At 67.5% G+C, this 16,923-nt stretch carries 20 protein-coding genes and 1 tRNA gene; 7 read left to right on the top strand and 14 right to left on the bottom strand.

The features are described 5' to 3' along the window. The 3 genes from RJ03_RS26075 to RJ03_RS26065 form a co-directional block, all read left to right on the top strand. A partial coding sequence (locus RJ03_RS26075; RefSeq protein WP_036506760.1) for a formylglycine-generating enzyme family protein occupies positions 1-295 on the top strand: 295 nt, incomplete at its 5' end. 21 nt (positions 296-316) lie between these two features. After that, positions 317-922 carry an alpha/beta hydrolase family protein gene (locus RJ03_RS26070; RefSeq protein ID WP_036506796.1) on the top strand — a complete coding sequence of 202 codons (606 nt, stop codon included), beginning with the start codon at positions 317-319 and terminating at the stop codon, positions 920-922. 124 nt (positions 923-1,046) lie between these two features. Beyond that, positions 1,047-1,463 carry a hypothetical protein gene (locus tag RJ03_RS26065; RefSeq protein ID WP_036506757.1) on the top strand — a complete coding sequence of 139 codons (417 nt, stop codon included), beginning with the start codon at positions 1,047-1,049 and terminating at the stop codon, positions 1,461-1,463. Positions 1,464-1,480: 17 nt separating this feature from the next. Here RJ03_RS26065 and RJ03_RS26060 read toward each other — a convergent pair whose 3' ends face one another. From RJ03_RS26060 to RJ03_RS26045, 4 genes are all read right to left on the bottom strand, one after another. After that, a complete protein-coding gene (locus RJ03_RS26060) occupies positions 1,481-2,179 on the bottom strand; it encodes a class I SAM-dependent methyltransferase (RefSeq protein ID WP_051025264.1) in 699 nt (232 codons plus the stop codon). Positions 2,180-2,254: 75 nt separating this feature from the next. Further along, positions 2,255-3,361, bottom strand: a complete 1,107-nt coding sequence (locus tag RJ03_RS26055) for a glycoside hydrolase family 183 protein (RefSeq protein WP_036506754.1) — start codon at positions 3,359-3,361, stop codon at positions 2,255-2,257. Positions 3,362-3,511: 150 nt separating this feature from the next. Further along, a complete protein-coding gene (locus tag RJ03_RS26050) occupies positions 3,512-4,255 on the bottom strand; it encodes a crotonase/enoyl-CoA hydratase family protein (RefSeq protein WP_036506751.1) in 744 nt (247 codons plus the stop codon). A gap of 37 nt (positions 4,256-4,292) precedes the next feature. Continuing rightward, positions 4,293-5,078, bottom strand: coding sequence for an alpha/beta fold hydrolase (locus RJ03_RS26045; protein ID WP_036506748.1), 786 nt, complete (start codon positions 5,076-5,078; stop codon positions 4,293-4,295). A gap of 248 nt (positions 5,079-5,326) precedes the next feature. Here RJ03_RS26045 and RJ03_RS26040 point away from each other — a divergent pair, with 248 nt between their 5' ends. Continuing rightward, entirely contained in the window at positions 5,327-5,659 is a 333-nt protein-coding gene (locus RJ03_RS26040; RefSeq protein WP_036506745.1) for a hypothetical protein, read from the top strand. 73 nt (positions 5,660-5,732) lie between these two features. After that, a complete protein-coding gene (locus RJ03_RS26035) occupies positions 5,733-6,512 on the top strand; it encodes an enoyl-CoA hydratase-related protein (protein WP_036506741.1) in 780 nt (259 codons plus the stop codon). 58 nt (positions 6,513-6,570) lie between these two features. Here RJ03_RS26035 and RJ03_RS26030 read toward each other — a convergent pair whose 3' ends face one another. The 9 genes from RJ03_RS26030 to RJ03_RS25985 form a co-directional block, all read right to left on the bottom strand. Next, positions 6,571-6,870 carry a hypothetical protein gene (locus RJ03_RS26030; RefSeq protein ID WP_036506738.1) on the bottom strand — a complete coding sequence of 100 codons (300 nt, stop codon included), beginning with the start codon at positions 6,868-6,870 and terminating at the stop codon, positions 6,571-6,573. Positions 6,871-7,258: 388 nt separating this feature from the next. Then, positions 7,259-7,329 (bottom strand) — tRNA-Gly (locus tag RJ03_RS26020). Positions 7,330-7,475: 146 nt separating this feature from the next. Further along, positions 7,476-8,759 (bottom strand): cytochrome P450 family protein, encoded by a 1,284-nt coding sequence (locus RJ03_RS26015; RefSeq protein WP_051025263.1) that lies wholly within the window; start codon positions 8,757-8,759, stop codon positions 7,476-7,478. A 265-nt stretch (positions 8,760-9,024) separates the two neighbouring features. Next, positions 9,025-10,302, bottom strand: a complete 1,278-nt coding sequence (locus RJ03_RS26010; protein ID WP_051025262.1) for a cation:proton antiporter — start codon at positions 10,300-10,302, stop codon at positions 9,025-9,027. Further along, positions 10,303-10,923: a hypothetical protein gene (locus RJ03_RS26005; protein ID WP_036506733.1), complete on the bottom strand. Its 621-nt coding sequence runs from the start codon at positions 10,921-10,923 to the stop codon at positions 10,303-10,305. It lies immediately after the preceding gene. 49 nt (positions 10,924-10,972) lie between these two features. Further along, positions 10,973-12,469, bottom strand: a complete 1,497-nt coding sequence (gene qhpG, locus RJ03_RS26000) for a flavin-dependent monooxygenase QhpG (protein WP_036506730.1) — start codon at positions 12,467-12,469, stop codon at positions 10,973-10,975. A gap of 617 nt (positions 12,470-13,086) precedes the next feature. After that, positions 13,087-14,151 (bottom strand): hypothetical protein, encoded by a 1,065-nt coding sequence (locus RJ03_RS25995; protein ID WP_036506727.1) that lies wholly within the window; start codon positions 14,149-14,151, stop codon positions 13,087-13,089. Positions 14,152-14,311: 160 nt separating this feature from the next. After that, the gene (locus RJ03_RS25990; protein WP_036506724.1) at positions 14,312-14,704 is read right to left on the bottom strand and encodes a rhodanese-like domain-containing protein; all 393 of its coding nucleotides are present in this window, start codon (positions 14,702-14,704) and stop codon (positions 14,312-14,314) included. 45 nt (positions 14,705-14,749) lie between these two features. Beyond that, positions 14,750-15,274: a cysteine dioxygenase gene (locus RJ03_RS25985; protein ID WP_036506785.1), complete on the bottom strand. Its 525-nt coding sequence runs from the start codon at positions 15,272-15,274 to the stop codon at positions 14,750-14,752. Positions 15,275-15,608: 334 nt separating this feature from the next. Here RJ03_RS25985 and RJ03_RS25980 point away from each other — a divergent pair, with 334 nt between their 5' ends. After that, positions 15,609-16,061 (top strand): DUF6325 family protein, encoded by a 453-nt coding sequence (locus RJ03_RS25980; protein ID WP_030514283.1) that lies wholly within the window; start codon positions 15,609-15,611, stop codon positions 16,059-16,061. Positions 16,062-16,072: 11 nt separating this feature from the next. On the opposite strand, the gene RJ03_RS25975 is transcribed toward RJ03_RS25980, so the two are convergent. Next, positions 16,073-16,450 carry a VOC family protein gene (locus RJ03_RS25975; protein ID WP_036506720.1) on the bottom strand — a complete coding sequence of 126 codons (378 nt, stop codon included), beginning with the start codon at positions 16,448-16,450 and terminating at the stop codon, positions 16,073-16,075. A 64-nt stretch (positions 16,451-16,514) separates the two neighbouring features. Between RJ03_RS25975 and RJ03_RS25970 the strand changes: the two genes are divergently transcribed. Further along, the gene (locus RJ03_RS25970; protein WP_036506717.1) at positions 16,515-16,871 is read left to right on the top strand and encodes a winged helix-turn-helix transcriptional regulator; all 357 of its coding nucleotides are present in this window, start codon (positions 16,515-16,517) and stop codon (positions 16,869-16,871) included. Positions 16,872-16,923 lie beyond the last annotated feature (52 nt).

Here is a 16,923-nt window from a genome sequence, read left to right as displayed (position 1 = left end):
TGGCCTGTTCGATATGGCCGGCAACGTGTGGGAATGGACCGACGACTGGTACGCCGAACGCCATCCGGACGGCGGCGGATGCTGCGTCCCGCGCAATCCGCGCGGTGGGGACCGGGAACGGAGTTTCGATCCGCGTCAGCCGCAGTTCCGGGTGCCGCGCAAGGTGATCAAGGGCGGTTCGTTCCTCTGCGCCGACAGCTACTGCCGCCGGTACCGGCCCGCGGCGCGGCGCCCGCAGATGATCGACACCGGCATGAGCCATATCGGCTTCCGGTGCGTGGTCGCGGCGAGCTGAACGGCGATTACCGTGGACCACGTGCGCATCGAGACGACTGCGGGGGATGCCGGGGTGGAGATCGAGCGGGGTACCGGCGATCGTTTTCTGCTGCTGCTCACCCACGGTTCCGGCGGCGGGGTGGAGGCCGGGGATCTGCTGGCCGTCCGCGATCGCGCGGTGGCGCTGGGCGGGGTGGTCGCGCGGGTGGTCCAGCCGTATCGCGTCGCCGGGCGCCGGGCGCCGGGATCGGCGACCGTGCAGGACGCGGCTTGGCTCGAGATCGTCGCCGCCCTGCGGGACCGGGTACCCGGCGTACCGCTGATCCAGGGCGGTCGCAGCAACGGCGCCCGGGTCGCCTGCCGGACCGCCGTGGAAGCCGACGCGAAAGGCGTACTGGCCCTGTCTTTCCCATTGCATCCGCCCGGCAAGCCGGAGAAGACGCGGCGTGATGAACTGGTGGCAGCGTCCGCGCACGTCGATGTGGTGGTGATCAACGGCGAGCGCGATCCCTTCGGCATTCCGGATCCCGCCGATGCCGCCGAGGTGAAAGTCGTTCCTCGCCAGCCGCATTCCTTCCGCGCCGGATTCGATCTGATCGCGCAGACGGTGGAACCGTGGCTGCGCCGGTGGGCGACGCTGGATTGAGCGGAGCCGAAAATCTCTGCGGACCACGAAATCTCAGGTCCCAACTCCGGGAATACCCCGATGTCTTGCCGGGATCCGGGAGGTAATTTCGACTGCGGTCGGGATTTCGAGAGGAGAGTGATCCATGATCGCAGGCCCGATTCGCGCCGCTCGCCGTCCCGTGGCCGGTCTCGCACTGGCTGTCCTCGCCGCGACCGGTATCGCCGTCGCCGGGGCGGGTGCGGCCGAAGCGAGCGTTCCGTGTGGCGCGGCCCCGCCGTGCACTGCCGACGGCTTCGGCTCCGACGGGTTCAACGCTCAGGGTGTCGACCGGTTCGGCCGCGATCGCTCGGGCTTCGACCGGTCCGGATACGACTCGTTCGGCCGCGACCGCTCGGGCTTCGACCGGTCCGGATACGACTCACTCGGTTACGACCGGTTCGGGTACGACCGCTATGGCCGTGACCGATTCGGCCGTGACCGATTCGGTGACGACCGGACCGCTCCGCCCGCACAGTCCCACGGACCGGCGCCGCTACCCACCGGCAGCGCCGGACTGTGAGGCGTCGCCACCCCGGATCACGCGTCCGGGGTGGCCGTCGCTTGCTCCTCGAGATCGGGCACGGTCGCGGTGGCGACCACGAGGGCGTCGATGGCGTCGCGCCCCTCGGTCTCGCGGATCACCCGCTGCGCGGTGTCGACCCGGATATGTTCTGCCGCAGCGAGATCCGCCACCACATCGTCGGGAGTGAACAGGATCGCCGGATCCTGTGGCCCGCCGTAGCCGTCGGCGATATTGGTGGTGTCGTGGCCGAGGACGAGAAGGGTGCCACCCGGGCTCAGCCGCTCGGCCGCCGAGAGCAGCAGGGTGCGCCGCTGCTCGGCCGGCAGGTGGATGTAGACGGCGAGAATCAGTTCGAACGGGCCGTCGATCCCGGCTCCGGCCAGATCGGTGACGTCCGCGCATTCCCAGTCGATCCGGCTGCGAACCGAACGCGACAGCCGCGAGGCGACCGTGCGCCCCTTGTCGATGCCGACCTGGGAGAAATCGACCGCCCGCACCTGCCAGCCGTGCGTGGCCAGCCACAGCGCGTGCCGCCCCTCGCCGCATGCCAGATCCAGGGCACGCGGCAGTTCCGGCGGCTCCTCTCCGGGCGCATCGGGCACCAGGTGGACGCGCTCCAATCCGAAGATGTGCTCGACGACCGTCGCGTTCGGCGGTGCGCCCCACACCAACTCGCTCTGCGCATAGCGCTCGTCCCACTCGGCGGCGTCCATGGGGCGAGTCTAGCCAGCCACAGCGCGACGCCCGGCCGAGCGGAACCCGGCCGGGCGTGGGCTGTTCGAGGCGAACTACAGCGTCGTGCGCATGAGGACGACGTTGTACTGGCTGTGCACCGTGGTGAGGAAGTACAAGTCCCGCCCGGTCTGGTACGGGAAGATCGAGGGGGCGTACGCGGTCGGCAATTCGCGCGTATCGATCAGCACCTCCGGCTCACTCCACGGTCCCTCCGGGGAAGACGCCCGGCGCATCACCACCGAATTCCACGGATCGGTGGTCAGCATGACGAATTGTCCGAGGTAGTCGTTCCACATCACCGACATCTCGGCTACGCCGCCGGTGATCGGGCGGGCGGCGTTCACATCGTTCTTGCGCCAGGCCCCGCCGTCCCAGTACTCGTATTCGGCGAGATTCTGGATGTCGTTCTCCCGTACGCGCGCGACGTAGGCGAAGTGATTGCGGCCCGAGGGCGTGCCGTATTCGTACACCCAGCCGCCGCTCTTCACGAAGGCGTTCATCTGGAAGTTGGCATTGCCACCCTCGCTGGGCCGGCGGGTGAAATCGAGGTCGGCCCAGGTTTCCCCGTTGTCGGCGGAAGCCGCCAGGCCCGAGTAGTTGGTGGTCCACTGGCCGACGTCGTCCCAGCTCTTCACCGACATCAGGCTCATGTACTGCACGCCGTTCACCGAGATTCCCGCGGTCGGGATGCGGCTGATCTCGATGAACGGAATCTTGGGGCTGGGAATCAGATCCCGCGCCTGGCCGAACACGTCGCGCACGGCGCTGTCGAAATAGATGCCGCCCGAGGGATCCTGGGTGTGACTGCGCACCAGGATATTGCTGCGCCACGCCCAGAAACTGCCAGCCAGCAGATTCGGCAGCCCCACGCCGGCGGTATCGCCGAAGGCGGTGAGCATCTCGCCGCGGCCGTTGTCCCACATGATTCCCAGGTCGGTGCCGAGGACGTTGTAGTTCTCGGTGGCGTTCGGGCTGGCCATTCCGGTGACCTGGAATATCGCTCGCGAACGGCCGGCCAGATTCGGTAACCCGGTGGTGCCGTTGAGAACCGGAATCGGATTGATGGCATTCGGGTTGGCGGCCGCGGGCGCGGTCACGGTCAGAAGGACGGCCGAGGCGCCCGCTATCGCGGACAGCAGGACGGATACGGTCTTGGACAAATGCAGCCCTTCCCGTTCTCGCCGATGCGCCCCCGTTCACCGGCTTCGCTGGCAAAGTGTGAAAATGCTAACAGCGAATCGCAGGTAAATGGGTTTCCCGCTCGCACTTTCGGGTAATTCCCGGGTCGGCGGTGTGTCCCTTTGTCGGATCTACCGACGGCCGAGCGCCTGCCGGACCAGAAGTGGTATCTGGGTCGCCCGTTCGATTCCCAGGGTGCGGCGGGTGCCCGCATGCCAGGTGCGCTCGAACAATTGTTTGGCGGCGGCGACGGCGGGTGCCGGGCGCGCCGCGATCCGATCGGCCAATTTCTCGGCATCGGCGCGCGGATCCTCGCTGACCTCGGTGATCAATCCGATGCGGGCGGCATAGGCGGCGTCGACGGGGTCGGCGGTCATGGTCAGCAGCAGCGCCTTGTCCACGCCGATCAGGCGCGACAATGTGACCGCGCCCGACATATCCGGGATCAGGCCGTGGGCGACTTCCATCACGGCGAAGTCGGAATCCGGTGTGGCGAAACGGATATCGGCCGCCAACGCCAATTGCAGTCCGCCGCCGAAACAATGGCCGTGCACCGCCGCGATCACCGGCTGCGGCAGTCGCCGCCACGCCCAGCACGCCTCCTGAAAGGCATTGGTGCCCAGCCACGGTAGCGGCAGGAAATTGCGCACGATACTCAGCGGGTCGCCGGTCGCCTTCGCGATATCCAGACCACTGGAGAAACTGGGCCCGTTGCCGGCGAGGATGACGGAGCGAATCTCGTCGCGTTTTCCGATCACCCGCGCCACCCGCACGAGATCGTTCAACATGTCGATGGTGAGCCCGTTGTGTTTGTCGGGCCGGTCGAGTTCGACGTAGGCACGATCACCGTCGAAGGTCAGGGATACGTCGCTCATCGCTCACTCCGTGCTGATCGGGTCGGCCTACCCGCGGTTACCCGTGGGTAGGCATCTGCTCGAGGATTATCTTCGCGCAACCGGCAGGGTCGTCGTAGAACGGGGTGTGGCCGCTGCCCGGCAGGGTGACGTGCCTGGCCTGGGGAAGCCACTGCCGCGCCCGCCGGCTCTGCGTCCGATAGGTGAGCAGGATGTCGCGGTTGCCCCAGGCGATCGTGACCGGAATGCGGGCGAGGCGCCCACCGTCGCGCAGCCGCGCGTGGTCGAAAGAGGCCAGGGCCGAACGGAATCCGGGGGCGCCGAGGACGCCGTCCACGGTCTCCACCGCGGTCCGGGTGTCCAGCGCCCACGGCCGGCCGAACACGATGCTCAGGAAGGCGGTCCGCCCGGCCGGCGTGCCGAGGATGGCCGGCAGTTGCTTGCGCAGCCCCCGGCCCAGGGTGGCCGCGCGGGCGAGCGCCTGCTGACACCAGATGCGCCCGGCGTCGGACCAGAAGCCGATCGGTGAATACGCCGTCACCGAACTCCCCACACCGCGGGCCCCGAGGTTCAGTGCGATCAGGCCGCCCATGGAGTTGCCGGCGAGGTGGGGACGTTCCAGGCCCTGTTCGGTGAGGAATGCGTGCAGGGCGTCGGTGAGGGTGTCGACCGTGGTGTGCGGTAGCGGGTCGGACCCGCCGAAACCGGGTAGGTCGACCGCGATGACGTCGAAGTGGGCCGCCAGCGTGTCGATGACCGGTTCCCACACCTGCCAGCGACTGCCGACGCCGTGGATCAGGATCAGTGGTTCACCGGTGCCGACCCGGTGATGGTTCAACATCATTCGAAACTCCCGCACCGAGACTCGGACGCCGACGAGGAACGGGGACACCCTAGCAATCATTGACGTAATGCCAACAGAGGTCGCGACCCCGTGGACGACGGTTCCGTCAGGGGCGCCGTTGTGAAGGCTCCGTGTTCGCGACACTCGGACTGTTGTCCGGCCGCGTGATGCGGCAGTATCACCTGCGCGGTTCGTGTCCGGTCCGCCGGAGCGCGCCATAGCTGATACGCCTGAGAATTGAGGAACAGTTGAGGATTTCGCTGATCGCCGCCGTCTGCATCGCCCTGCCGCTGCTGGGTGCGTGCGGCTCCGACAAGGATTCGGAGCCGACCGTCACCCAGGCCGACCTGTCGAAATCCCTGCAGTCCAGCGGCCTCAAGGATGCGAAACTCGCCGATTGCGCCGCCAAACTCTATGTGGACGAAGGCATTTCGCAGGACGGCCTGCGCAAGATGACCAAGCCCGGCAGCACTGCCCAGGTGGCCGACGGTTCGATGGGCGGCCTGAGCAAGGAGGACTCCGACAAGGCGCGCGCGGCGACCCAGAAGATCGCGACCACCTGCGTCGCGGCGCCGCAGTAGCACCGCGCGACGATCACCGATCGCTCGACGAGTTCGCCCGCCCGAACGCCCCCGGACCGATCTACCGTGGGGTATGGCCACAGCGGAGTACCAGCACCTGCTCGTCGAGCGCAACGGTGAGACCGTTCGCATCACGATGAATCGGCCGGACCGGCGCAATGCGCTCTCGGCCGAGCATCTAAGGGAGTTGTTGTCGGCATTTCGCTGGGCGGGCGGCAGTGATGCCAGCGGGATCGTTCTGGCCGCGAACGGTCCCGTCTTCTCCGCCGGGCACGATTTCGCCGATGTCGCCGCCCGTGACCTGCTCGGCGTCCGCGACCTGCTGACCCTGTGCACCGAGGTCATGTCGACCGTCGAATCCGTGCCCCAGGTCGTGGTCGCGCGTGTGCACGGCCTGGCCACCGCCGCCGGATGCCAGCTGGTGGCCTCCTGCGATCTCGCCGTGGCCGCCGAATCGGCCGGCTTCGCTCTCCCGGGCGGTAAGGGCGGCTGGTTCTGCCACACCCCGGCCGTTCCGGTGGCCCGGGCGATCGGCCGCAAACGCCTGATGGAACTCGCCCTCACCGGCGATCCGATCGATGCCCGCACCGCCGCCGACTGGGGACTGATCAACCGCGCCGTCCCCGATGCCGATCTCGATCGGGCGGTCACCGACCTGCTCACCAGGGCCACCCGGGGTAGCCGGGCGAGTAAGGCGCTGGGCAAACGGACGCTGTACGCCCAGCTCGACCGCCCCGAGGACGACGCCTACGCGATCGCACTCGAGGTCATGGCCGCCGCGTCCCAGCTGCCCGGTGCGCGCGAGGGTATGGATGCCTTTCTGACCAAGCGCACGCCGATCTGGCCGGACTAGGCCGGCCGTCGGCGGGAGGGCGCCGATTCGGCCGAAATCGAGCCGAATCGGCGTCGGTCTAGTGTCCCGCGGTGTTCGGGTCCTGCTGGGCGAGCACGAAGGTGCCCTGCCCGTCCGGACCCAGTCCGGTGTCGAGAATCTTGTCGTCCAGGAAGTCGACGACGTGCTCGTCGAGGAAGACCCGCGGGCCTTCCGCATTGAGCACCTGATCCTGGTCCGACGGCCCCGCGGCTACTGCGAGCTGCAGGGTCTCGGCGCCGTCGTTGGTGGAGATGCGCAGTCCCGCATCGTCGGGCATCCCGTCCGCGGAGGTGATGGTGCGAACGGCCTCGATGGCAGTGGGCGTGAGCATGAGCATCTGTCCGGTTTCCTTCCGCCGTCGTCACAGGTCACGGTCGGTGCTGTACATCCGTGCCGTGGACCGGCCCTCCGACCCGGCCGCTCGACGTCCACGGCACCCAGCACCTCGGGAGGGGTAGCCACGATTCGCCCCGCCTAACCTTCCGGCCGGAATCACCGCTGTACGCGGGGCTCGGGCGTTTCGGTCGCCGCGGTCGCAGGGATCTCGCCGTGCGGCGGATCGAGGTGCCGTTCGGCATCGACCTCGGCGCCGGCTGATGAAGACTCCGGCCGAAGCCATCGGCTGTCGGTGGTTCACCGGCAGCCGATGTGAAAGAGAGACAAGGGAATTGGTCCGGATGGACGTATCGCGTACCCGATGGGCGCTGCCGCGGGGAAGAAGAGAGAGCCGGTGACGGGAATCGAACCCGCACTCTCAGCTTGGGAAGCTGATGTTCTACCACTAAACTACACCGGCCGGTGCGTGAGGCACTGCAGAGAAGATAGCAGAGGCCGTCCCCGAGGTCACAACTTCCCACCTAGAACGGCACGGCCCCCGATCAGCGAGTTGCCACCCGGCCAGGCGACCGTCGCGGCGGTCGCCCGGGCCGGGCGATGCGGTTGCTACATCACGGGCAGCGGCGGCGATTTCGGGAAGACGACCGGCAGCGAGGTCAGTGCCCGGTGGAACGGACCGGGCCGCCATTCCAGTTGTGCGGCCGGGACGGCCAACTGGATCTCCGGGAGTGCGTCGAAGAGTTGGTCGATGGCGTTCTGGACCGTCAGATAGGCCACCGATTTGGCGGGGCAGGCGTGCGGTCCGGTGCTCCAGGCCAGATGCGAACGGTTGCCGATACTGCTCGCTGCTTCGCCGCGGATCTTCGGATCGTTGTTGCACGCCGCGAGGCTGATCAGGACCGGCTGGTTGGCGGGCAGCCACACGCCGTCGATCATGATCGGCTGCCGGGGATAGGTGGTGCAGAAGTTGGCCATCGGCGGGTCGTTGAACAGGATTTCGTCGAGGGCGTCGGTGGTGGACAGGTTGCGGCCGAGGATGTCGCCGAACCGGAATCGCTCATCGGTGAGGATGAGCATCAGCGCATTGTTGATGAGGTTGCGCTGGGCCTCGAAACCGGCGCCGTAGAAGGACATCAGCTGGGCGAACACCTCGATATCGTTGAGGCCGTTCGGATGATGGGCCAGCTGTGAGGTGACGTCGTCGCCGGCCTGCTCGCGCCGGAACGCGATGAGTTCCATGAGCGCTTCCTTGAGCATGTCCATCCCCTGTTGACCCCTGACGGTGTCGAACCGGGCGGCCATGCCGTTGGCGACTCGGGTCCCGATGTCGGCGGGACAGCCGACCATCCGGTTGAGGACCTCGAGGACGAGCGGGAACGAGTACTGCATGACGAGATCGGCGGATCCCTGCTCACAGAAGGAGTTGACCAGGGGAACGGCAACCCTTTCCACGATCGCGGGCACGCTGTGGAGGTCGATGTGGTCGATCGCGGCGACCGACGGAGCGCGGTAGCGGGCATGGGCCGGACCGGTGTTGTACCGGGCCGCCGGAAACCACTCCATCATCGGGCGCACGGGTGAATCCTGCGGAATGGTCTTCTGCCAGGTGCGCGGATCGGAGGGAAAGTGGTCCGGGTCGTTGAGGATGCGAACCGCGACGGCATAGTCGATGACCAGGGTGGCAGCCACACCGGGGGCGATCTCGACGGGAACGAGGGAGGGGTACTGCCCGCGCATCTCGCGATAGGCGGCGTGTGGATCGGCGACGAATTCGGCTGTGTACATCGGGAATCGGTCGTCGTCGGCATCGAAGGGCGAGCCGTGCTGGACGGGGCATATTCCGGTCGCCGTGGTGTAGGGCTCGGGGAGGGGTGACTGTGGTGTGGTCAAAGACGGGACTCCAGACGGATGGAACAGAAATTCGACGAGAGCTCGGCGGGTGCGGCACGTGTCGCACTCACATGGGCGGTGCGAGGAAGACTGTATGCCGGACCGTCTCGACGCCCACAGATCTGCAGACTTCGATGACCTGTCGTGCGGTGCCTGGCGGTTCGCCCACGCAAGCAACATAGCAGCGACGCGGGGACGGTGTCTGCGAACGTGGGAGGAGGGCTGCCGCCACCGGCGCCCGGAGTCGATCGGATGTGCTTGTGGTTCAGTGCTTTCCGCTCATATCCGGCGTCTGCACCGCCGCGGCCACGACGTCCGGATCCGGGTCGTGCTCCGAGTCCGGTGCGTGCGGCGGACGCGACGACAGGTCGCCGCCGCGCGATATGCCGAGCAGACGGAGCATCGGCGCGGTCGAGGCCGTCGTCACCAGGGCCATTATCACCAGCAGTGAATACAACTGGGTGCCGATGAGGCCGCTCGTCAAGCCCACGTTCAGAATCACCAGTTCGGTCAGACCTCGGGTGTTGAGCAGCGCTGCCACGGCGGCGGCCGCCCGCGACCGCATCCCGGTCAGCCGGCCCGCGACGTAGACGCTGCCGACCTTTCCCACCACCGCCACACCGATGACCGCGATCAATTCGCCGATCGAGGTCGCGTCGACCGAGCCGAGATCGACGGCCAGCCCGGCGATCACGAAGAAGCCGGGCATCAGCAGCAGGCACAGAATTCGCACACCGGACTCGACCGTCCGGCGGCGTTCGCGCGGGAATATGACACCGAAGGCGAAAGCGCCGAAGATCAGGTGCAAGCCGATCCATTCGGTGATCGCGGCGAGCCCGAGTGCACCACCCACGCCGAGCACGATCATCGTCTGCTGGGTGCCCGATTCCGAGATCCGGGCCAGCAGCGGTCGCACGAACCACCACAGCAGTCCGACCAGTGGGAGGAGCAGGACGAGCCGCCACTGCACGCCACCCGGGTGCGCGAGTGCGAGTACGACGGCGAGGACCGACCATGCCACGACGTCGACCAGCGCCGCGCAGGCCAGGCTGAGCTGTCCGATCTCGGTGCGAACCAGATTGCGGTCGTGCAGGATTCGCGCCAGCACCGGAAAGGCGGTCACCGCCATCGCGCAGCCGACGAACAGGGCGAAGTGCAGCCGGTTGCCGGTGGTGTGGCGTGCCAGGACGGTGATCGCGACCGCGCCTCCCAGCGCGAAGGGGATCGCGTAGGCCGCCGCCGACACCGCGGGTATCGAACGGCGGGCACCGCGGAAGATCTCCCGATCGAGTTCCAGACCGGCGACGAACATGAACACCGCCACTCCGATATTGGCGAGCAGCGTCAGATACGAGCGTCCGGCATCGGGAAACAGGGTGGCGGACAGGTGATGTCCGATGACGGTCGGACCGGCGAGGATTCCGGCCGCGATCTCGCCGATGACCGGTGGCTGCCCGATCTTTTCGGCGAGCCAGCCGAGCAGGTGTGCGGCCGCCATGATGAGAACCAGGTCGAGTAGGACCGTGATGGTGGGAGCAGGCACTCAGTTCTCCTCGGAGACATCATCTCGCAGAGCCGGTTCCGGCAGCGGACCGGTCGTGTGCGCGGGTGGGACGACCGCGGGATGAAAAACTTCGCGGATATAGCACACGGGATGGCGGCCGAGCGTCATGATGTATGCCCTGGACGCACTGGGCCGGCCGTCCGGCCACGGCCGGATGCCCGCCCAGAGCAGGCGGCGGCGCTGGGGCAGGCTGCGGGTGAGCAAGCCGTGGCCGATCGGCATCCGGACATCATCGATGCCACTGGCGGCGGCCGACTGTGGCACGGCCACAACGTAATTGATCGAGACGGTCGCCAGCGCGGGGGTGACCAGACGGGAGCGCCGGACCAGCGCGCCCTCGGCATCCTGCAGCCGGAGTTCGTCGACGATGAAGGTGGGCAGTGTGCGGGGCGGAACCTGGTGCTGGCGCAGGACGTGCACGCTCAACGTCGTCTCGAGGATGTGTTCGAGCGCCGTCGTCGTGAAGCCTTCGCCCGACAGCAGGGATCGGGTTGTGGGGTGGTGGAATCGCTCGATCTGCGTGGCCGGGTTCGTCCGGAATCCCGGCCCGCTGGGCGTCGGTTCGCTCAGCGGGCCGGGGACGGATCCTGTGACGGTCACTGTCGACTCCACGTCTCGGTGCGCACCGGGAGTCCTGGTGAGGTCACCGCTAGAGTGCGGCGCCGGCGCCCTTGCGGGGCGGTTGGACCGGCAGCGCCACGGCCTCGCGCTCGGCGTCGGAGCGCGGGCGGCTCGTCAGGCCGAACACCGGTTCGGTGGTGATGCGGATCTCGCCCATCTCGGTGTCGGACAGCGGATCACGCCAGTGGTCCCAGACCGGCGACATATCCAGTCCGCCCATGTACTTGATGTTGACCCCGTCGGTGTCCGGGGCGGTGTGCAGGCGCTCCGCCTCCGAGACGATGACCTCGGTGCCGGTACGGTCCTGTTCGCCCGTGGTCTCGCCGACGTCGGTCAGACCGGCCATGATCCGGGTGAACGACTGTTCGGGTGAGTCGCCGTCGTGGACGTCGGTGAGCTTGTGCGCGTGCGCGAAGTATTCCTCGGAACCGATGTAGTGCTCGTACATCCGGGAGACCAGGGAGAGGAACCGGGTGTAGCCGCGGCGGTAGGTGTATTCGTAGTACGCCAGCGCATCGGTCTCGGACATCTCACCGCGCAGTGTGGTCGCGATCGCCGCCGCGGACACGAGCCCGGAATAGGTGGCGAGGTGGACTCCGGTGGACAGCAACGGGTCCAGGAAGCATGCCGCGTCGCCGACGAGGACGTAGCCGGGGCCGCAGAACCGGTCGGCGACATAGGAGTAGTCCTGTTCGGCCCGCACGTCGGCGATCTGCTCCGCACCCTCGAGCATTTCGCACATCGGCTTGCTCTCCCGGATGGTCTCCAGGTAGTACGACTGGCGCGAATCGTGCCCGCGCAGCTTTTCCGCGGCCACTCGCGCCGAAATCACATAGCCGACGCTGGTACGACCGTCGGCGAGCGGAATGTTCCAGAACCAGCCGCCCTCCGGAGTCGACACCACGTTGATCGCGCCCTCCGGGCTGTCCGGGTGCAGATGTGCGCCCTTCCAGTACGACCAGACCGCGACGTTGCGGAAGGCGGGATGTTGGCGACGCATGCCGAAGTGCTTGGCCAGCAACCCGTCTCGGCCGGTGGCGTCGACGAGGAAGTCGAACTCGGCGGTGTGGACGGTGTCGTCGCCGGCCTTGACCCATTCCGCGGCGATCGGACGCTCACCGTCGAACAGGATGTTCTTGACGGTCGCCTGTTCGATGACCTGCGCGCCCTGGTCGGCCGCGTTGCGCAGCAGGAGGTCGTCGAAGGTGGCTCGGTCGACCTGCCAGGACCATGCCTCGGCATCGACGAGCTTGGACCAGTCCAGCAACCAGGTGTCGTTCTGCCACTGGAAGTAGCCGCCGCGTTTGATCTGGAAGCCGTGCGCGGCGACCTTGTCGTAGGCGCCGGATATCCGCAGCGTGGACAGGCACGAGGCCAGCAGTGATTCTCCGATGTGATAGCGCGGGAACGTATCCCGCTCCAGGAGGGTCACCTGTACTCCGGACCGTGCGAGCAATGCGGCGGCGGTGGACCCCGCCGGGCCGCCGCCTACCACCAGAACGCGCGGAATTTCGTTGTTCCCCATAGCAACTCCCTGGAACTGCGTACGAACGGACGGTGCGCCGGATCGGCTACCGGACCTGGTCCGGATGGCATGTCCTACGACAAACCCGAAACCTCCGTAGCCGCTTGTTAACTCGAACTCGGCACACGGGAAATCAGTTTATCAGCAGTACTTGAATCATCAAGGGAAACAGCAAGTTTCGATGCAAGTACACACCGTCAATGAGTAGCCAGACGATAGCTACTGAAGGTACGAGAATGCCGCTGTCGGTGATGCGCGGCTAGGGGTCACGACAGGGGACGCGACGTTGCGTTACGTGAGTACCGTTATCGGCGAGCAAAGCGGAAGAGACGGTGACGACTGCCCGACACGGGGTTGCGGTTTCGGTTGGTCACATCCGGCATCACCCCACTTCCACCAACTGATCCAGAGTAAGGCCTTTGTCCGGTTCTCGCGTGGCATCCGCCCGATTCCGGCGGTCCCCTCGGGTGTATGCCCTGGTGACGAGGTGTGCGACGCAGAATCCTTGGGGCCGAACGAGATTGCGGTATGCGCGCGAGGCGACGGGCGCCCGGGGCCGGGCCGCGGTGCCGTGGGTCAGGACGCTGACGCACGGCCCCGCGACCCGTGCCGTGGTGCTAACCGGTGGTCGTCTCGGCGGTCAGTGCCGCGGTCGTCTCCGCGGCTCGCTGCGCGTCCGCAACACTGCAGCGGCCGAGGCCGCACGCGGTCGCGACGCCGAATGCGGTGCGCCCGGCCGCCTGTTCGAACAGTTGCAGGGCGTGAGCGCTGTCGTCGGCGGAATCGGGTGACACCACCCCCGCGATGACGTTCCAGTCCGGGTCCAGTCGGCGCAGGGGCGCATAGAACGCGGCGTCCTGCGGCGCGGGTTCGGCACCGAACGCACACGGAATGTGCACTGCCGGAAAGGGAGTGCCGGCTGCGCGCAGCCGGCGTGCGGTGTGCTTCAGCAGGGTGACCGCGGGCGCCAGCGAACGCGGGTTGAGCAGCGCCTTGTGCTGGTAATCGCCGTAGCACAGGTGGACCACCGCCTGTGCCCCGATCTCGTGTATGCCGGTGAGTACCCCGGCCAGCTGGCGAGCCAGCAGCGGCCCCGCCGCCCATTTCGCGCCCAGTTGGTCGGCCTTGACCATGCCCAGCAGCGCGAACGGTGATTCGACCTGCCAGACCACGCGATCGCCGTAGCGCGCGTTCACCTCCGCGATCTCGTGCAGTGCGGCCTCGGTGAACACCGGCAGATGCCGCAGCGCGGCCGCGAGGAGATCGGAGCGGCGCAGTGCCGGACCGAGCGGGAAACCGTTCGACACCGCCGCACCGGCGAAGACGAACATCGCCAGATCCAGCGGATTGGGCTGGCTCAGTTGCAATCTCGTTCCGTCCAGTTCGGGCCGCCCGGCGCGCACCTCGTCGAACGCGGCTACCACGGCGCCGATGCGGTCGAGCCGGTCCATCGCCACGTGCCGTGGTTCCAGCTTCGCCCCCGGGCGCAAGCCGTAACTCGGGAAATCGCTGTAGTCGGAGTAATCGCCGGTGCGGACGACCTCGAAGACGTCCTCGTGCTCTCTGCGCCGGCGGAGGTAGTCGAGGATCCAGTCCGGATCCAGATCACAGGGCAATCCGGTCACGGGATGGCCCGCACTGCGATCGGCGAACCACTGCAGCACCGCAGCATCCCCGGTCATCAACTCGGCTGGAACACTTCCGACATAATGCGCACACCTGGTCATCGCACTCCTCGTAATTCCGTTTGCCCGTCTACATTCTCAGCCAGATCGTTTGCAGGTGAAAGAATCCCGGGAACCGGGAGGTAGACGCGGTGCTGCGAGGGAGGTGCCGGCGGTACTACGGAACGGCGGGGGTGCCGCCGGGAGCTACCGGCAGGCCGGCCGCCTTCCAGGCGCGGAACCCGCCGACCAGATCGGTGGCGCGCGCCAGCCCGAGACGCTGTGCGTCGGCGGCGGCCAGGCTGGATGCGTAGCCCTCGTTGCAGACGATGATGACCTCGGTGTCGGGCGTCAGGTCCGGGAGCCGATGCGCACCGCCGGGGTCGAGCCGCCATTCCAGCACGATGCGCTCGACGACGACCGCGCCGGGGATCTCGCCCTCGGCGAGGCGGTCGGCGTGCGGGCGGATATCGACCACGAGGGCGCCCTCGGCCAACCGGTGCGCGGCCGTGACGGGCTCGACGCGGTTCAGTCCGGCGCGTGCCCGGGCGAGCAGGTCCTCGGCGCTCATACCGTCACTCCTCGGCGATCGTGCGATGGGGGGTACCGGGCATGGTCACACACCGGTGAAATCCCGCAGCGACCGGTATTCGCGGACCGGCCGCAGTGGTGGCGAGTAGGCGTGCACCGTGGTGGCCGGCCGGGCGCTGCGGTTGTGCAGCTGGTGCGCGCGTTCGGGACCGAACGCGATCGTGTCGCCGGCGCGGCGACCGGCCGAGCGTACGGGGCCGGTGGGGTAGCGATAGTCCTCGTCGAGTTCGCCGATCGAGACGGTGAACGAACCCGACGCACCGCCGTGGTCGTGCGGTTCGGTGCCTTGTCCGGGCGCCCACGACAGCAGCCACAGTTCCACGCCCATCGTCAGGGCGAGCCGGGTCCACCACCGCCGCGTGGTGTCGAACCGCACGATATCCAGCAGCGGTGTCGCCAGTTCGCTCGCCACCACCGCGGTGAGCTCGTGCAATTCGGCCGGTGTCCACAGCGTGCGTTCGGCCACCACGGCCTCGCGGAGCAGCGGCACATCGACGCCCGGATGAATATCTTTCGCGTGCTCCAGTCGCACAGGCACGGACGTCGTCACCACTACCCCTTCCACACCGCGGTCACGCGAATTCTTCGCCGCCACACGCGGTTTGCCACCATCCAGACTCACCGTGAGCGAAACTCGGGAGTGCCGTTCGAACTCATCGACGGGCCGCGGCACGGGATGAACGTGTGGCGGGACGGACAGGGGATGAGACACCGTGTCCGACGGCCCGCGTCCAGAGAATCGATTCCCGCTTTATCCGCGAGCGGCGTGGCTTCGAATCATTAGGTGTTACGCCGGTGGCCGAGGTCCTCGTCGCCGACGGCGTCACATCAGCTGCTGTCTCGCCGAATCACCGCGGTGATCCGGCCACGGATGAGGTGCTCGGATGACCAGTGCTGCCGGAATCGATGAGATGGGACCGATCGACTATCTCGTCATCGAGTTCCCCGCGGGCCGCCCGCCGGACGGTTCGGCATTGCCGGTGCTGCGCGATCTGGTCGGCCGGGGCATCATCCGGGTGCTGAATCTGGCGTTTCTCCGGAAGGAGGGCGACGGGTCGCTGACCGGCATCGATATCGCCGATATCGGGCTCGAGTGCGAAGCGAGCGTGGCCTTGTTCGCCGAGGAGACGACGGGTGTACTCGACGACGGCGATCTGCGGGAGGCGGGCGCCGCGTTGCACCCCGGGCGTTCGGCCGCCGTGCTGATCTACGAAAACACTTGGGCGGCACCGCTGTCGGTGGCCCTGCGACGCAACGGCGCCGAAACGGTCGCGGCGGGCCGCATTCCGGTCGAGGCGATCCTGACGACCCTGGACAGTCTCGACGACAAGAACTGACACCCGGCGATTCAGCTTCCGAGGACGTGGATGCGCACCTCGTCCGTCCACTGCACGTACTCGACCCTTGTCCCGTCGGGGTGGCGGGCGTAGACGACCTCGCCGGTGGCGGAGGTGACCGGCTCGCCGAGGATCGAGCCGCCGATCTCGGCGAGGAACTCCGGGAGCGCGCCCAGATCGTCCACGATCACCGGGCCGACGGTGCCGCGATACCCGTCGATCGCCGCGTCCGGCCCCGCGACGACGAGAAAGCTACCGACAGCGGCGATTTCGGCTTCCTCGAAATGGAAGCGCAGATCGGCCGGCGCGCCGACGAGTCGTTCGTAGATCGGCAGGGCCGCATCCATATCCGCGACGAACAGGCGGGCGTAGGTCTCGAGAATCCGCATCCCTCGCACGCTACGGTCGATCCCTACGCTGGGTAAGTACGCACTTCCAGGTGAGAGGTACGCGGTGACGGATCAGGAGCGGGCGGCGGCTGTCGCGCGCCGAATCTTCGCGACCCTGTCCACCAAGTGGGCGCTGGCCGTGCTGGAGGCGATCGGTGACCACGAGCGCCGGTTCGCCGAACTGCACCGCGCCGTCGAGGGCATCAGCTACAAGATGCTGACCCAGACGCTGCGCACTCTCGAAGCCGACGGCATCGTCGCCCGCTACGACCACCACACCCCGAATCCGCGCGTCGACTATTCCCTGACCCCGGCCGGGCGCGACCTGCTCGCCACTGTCCACCAGCTGTGCACCTGGTCGCGCACGCATCTGCGCGAGTTGCTCGACGAGGCGCCCGAGCAGGCGGACCGCGTCATATAGAACATGCAGTGCCACAGTCATTTCCGCGTTCCGTAGGTCGGTGAACATCAAC

Origin of the sequence: Nocardia aobensis NBRC 100429 (assembly GCF_000308375.1) — a bacterium.
Lineage (GTDB): Bacteria > Actinomycetota > Actinomycetes > Mycobacteriales > Mycobacteriaceae > Nocardia > Nocardia aobensis.
The sequence above is the reverse complement of the archived record's forward strand: the minus strand, read 5'-3'. Positions and strand labels throughout refer to the sequence as shown.

Excerpts from the sequence above, each read along its gene's own strand:
- RJ03_RS26065 (WP_036506757.1), top strand. The coding sequence starts at position 1,047 with ATGATCGCAGGCCCGATTCGCGCCGCTCGCCGTCCCGTGGCCGGTCTC.
- RJ03_RS26060 (WP_051025264.1), bottom strand. The coding sequence starts at position 2,179 with ATGGACGCCGCCGAGTGGGACGAGCGCTATGCGCAGAGCGAGTTGGTG.
- RJ03_RS26050 (WP_036506751.1), bottom strand. The coding sequence starts at position 4,255 with ATGAGCGACGTATCCCTGACCTTCGACGGTGATCGTGCCTACGTCGAA.
- RJ03_RS26045 (WP_036506748.1), bottom strand. The coding sequence starts at position 5,078 with ATGATGTTGAACCATCACCGGGTCGGCACCGGTGAACCACTGATCCTG.
- RJ03_RS26035 (WP_036506741.1), top strand. The coding sequence starts at position 5,733 with ATGGCCACAGCGGAGTACCAGCACCTGCTCGTCGAGCGCAACGGTGAG.
- RJ03_RS26030 (WP_036506738.1), bottom strand. The coding sequence starts at position 6,870 with ATGCTCATGCTCACGCCCACTGCCATCGAGGCCGTTCGCACCATCACC.
- qhpG (WP_036506730.1), bottom strand. The coding sequence starts at position 12,469 with ATGGGGAACAACGAAATTCCGCGCGTTCTGGTGGTAGGCGGCGGCCCG.
- RJ03_RS25995 (WP_036506727.1), bottom strand. The coding sequence starts at position 14,151 with ATGACCGGGGATGCTGCGGTGCTGCAGTGGTTCGCCGATCGCAGTGCG.
- RJ03_RS25990 (WP_036506724.1), bottom strand. The coding sequence starts at position 14,704 with ATGAGCGCCGAGGACCTGCTCGCCCGGGCACGCGCCGGACTGAACCGC.
- RJ03_RS25980 (WP_030514283.1), top strand. The coding sequence starts at position 15,609 with ATGACCAGTGCTGCCGGAATCGATGAGATGGGACCGATCGACTATCTC.
- RJ03_RS25975 (WP_036506720.1), bottom strand. The coding sequence starts at position 16,450 with ATGCGGATTCTCGAGACCTACGCCCGCCTGTTCGTCGCGGATATGGAT.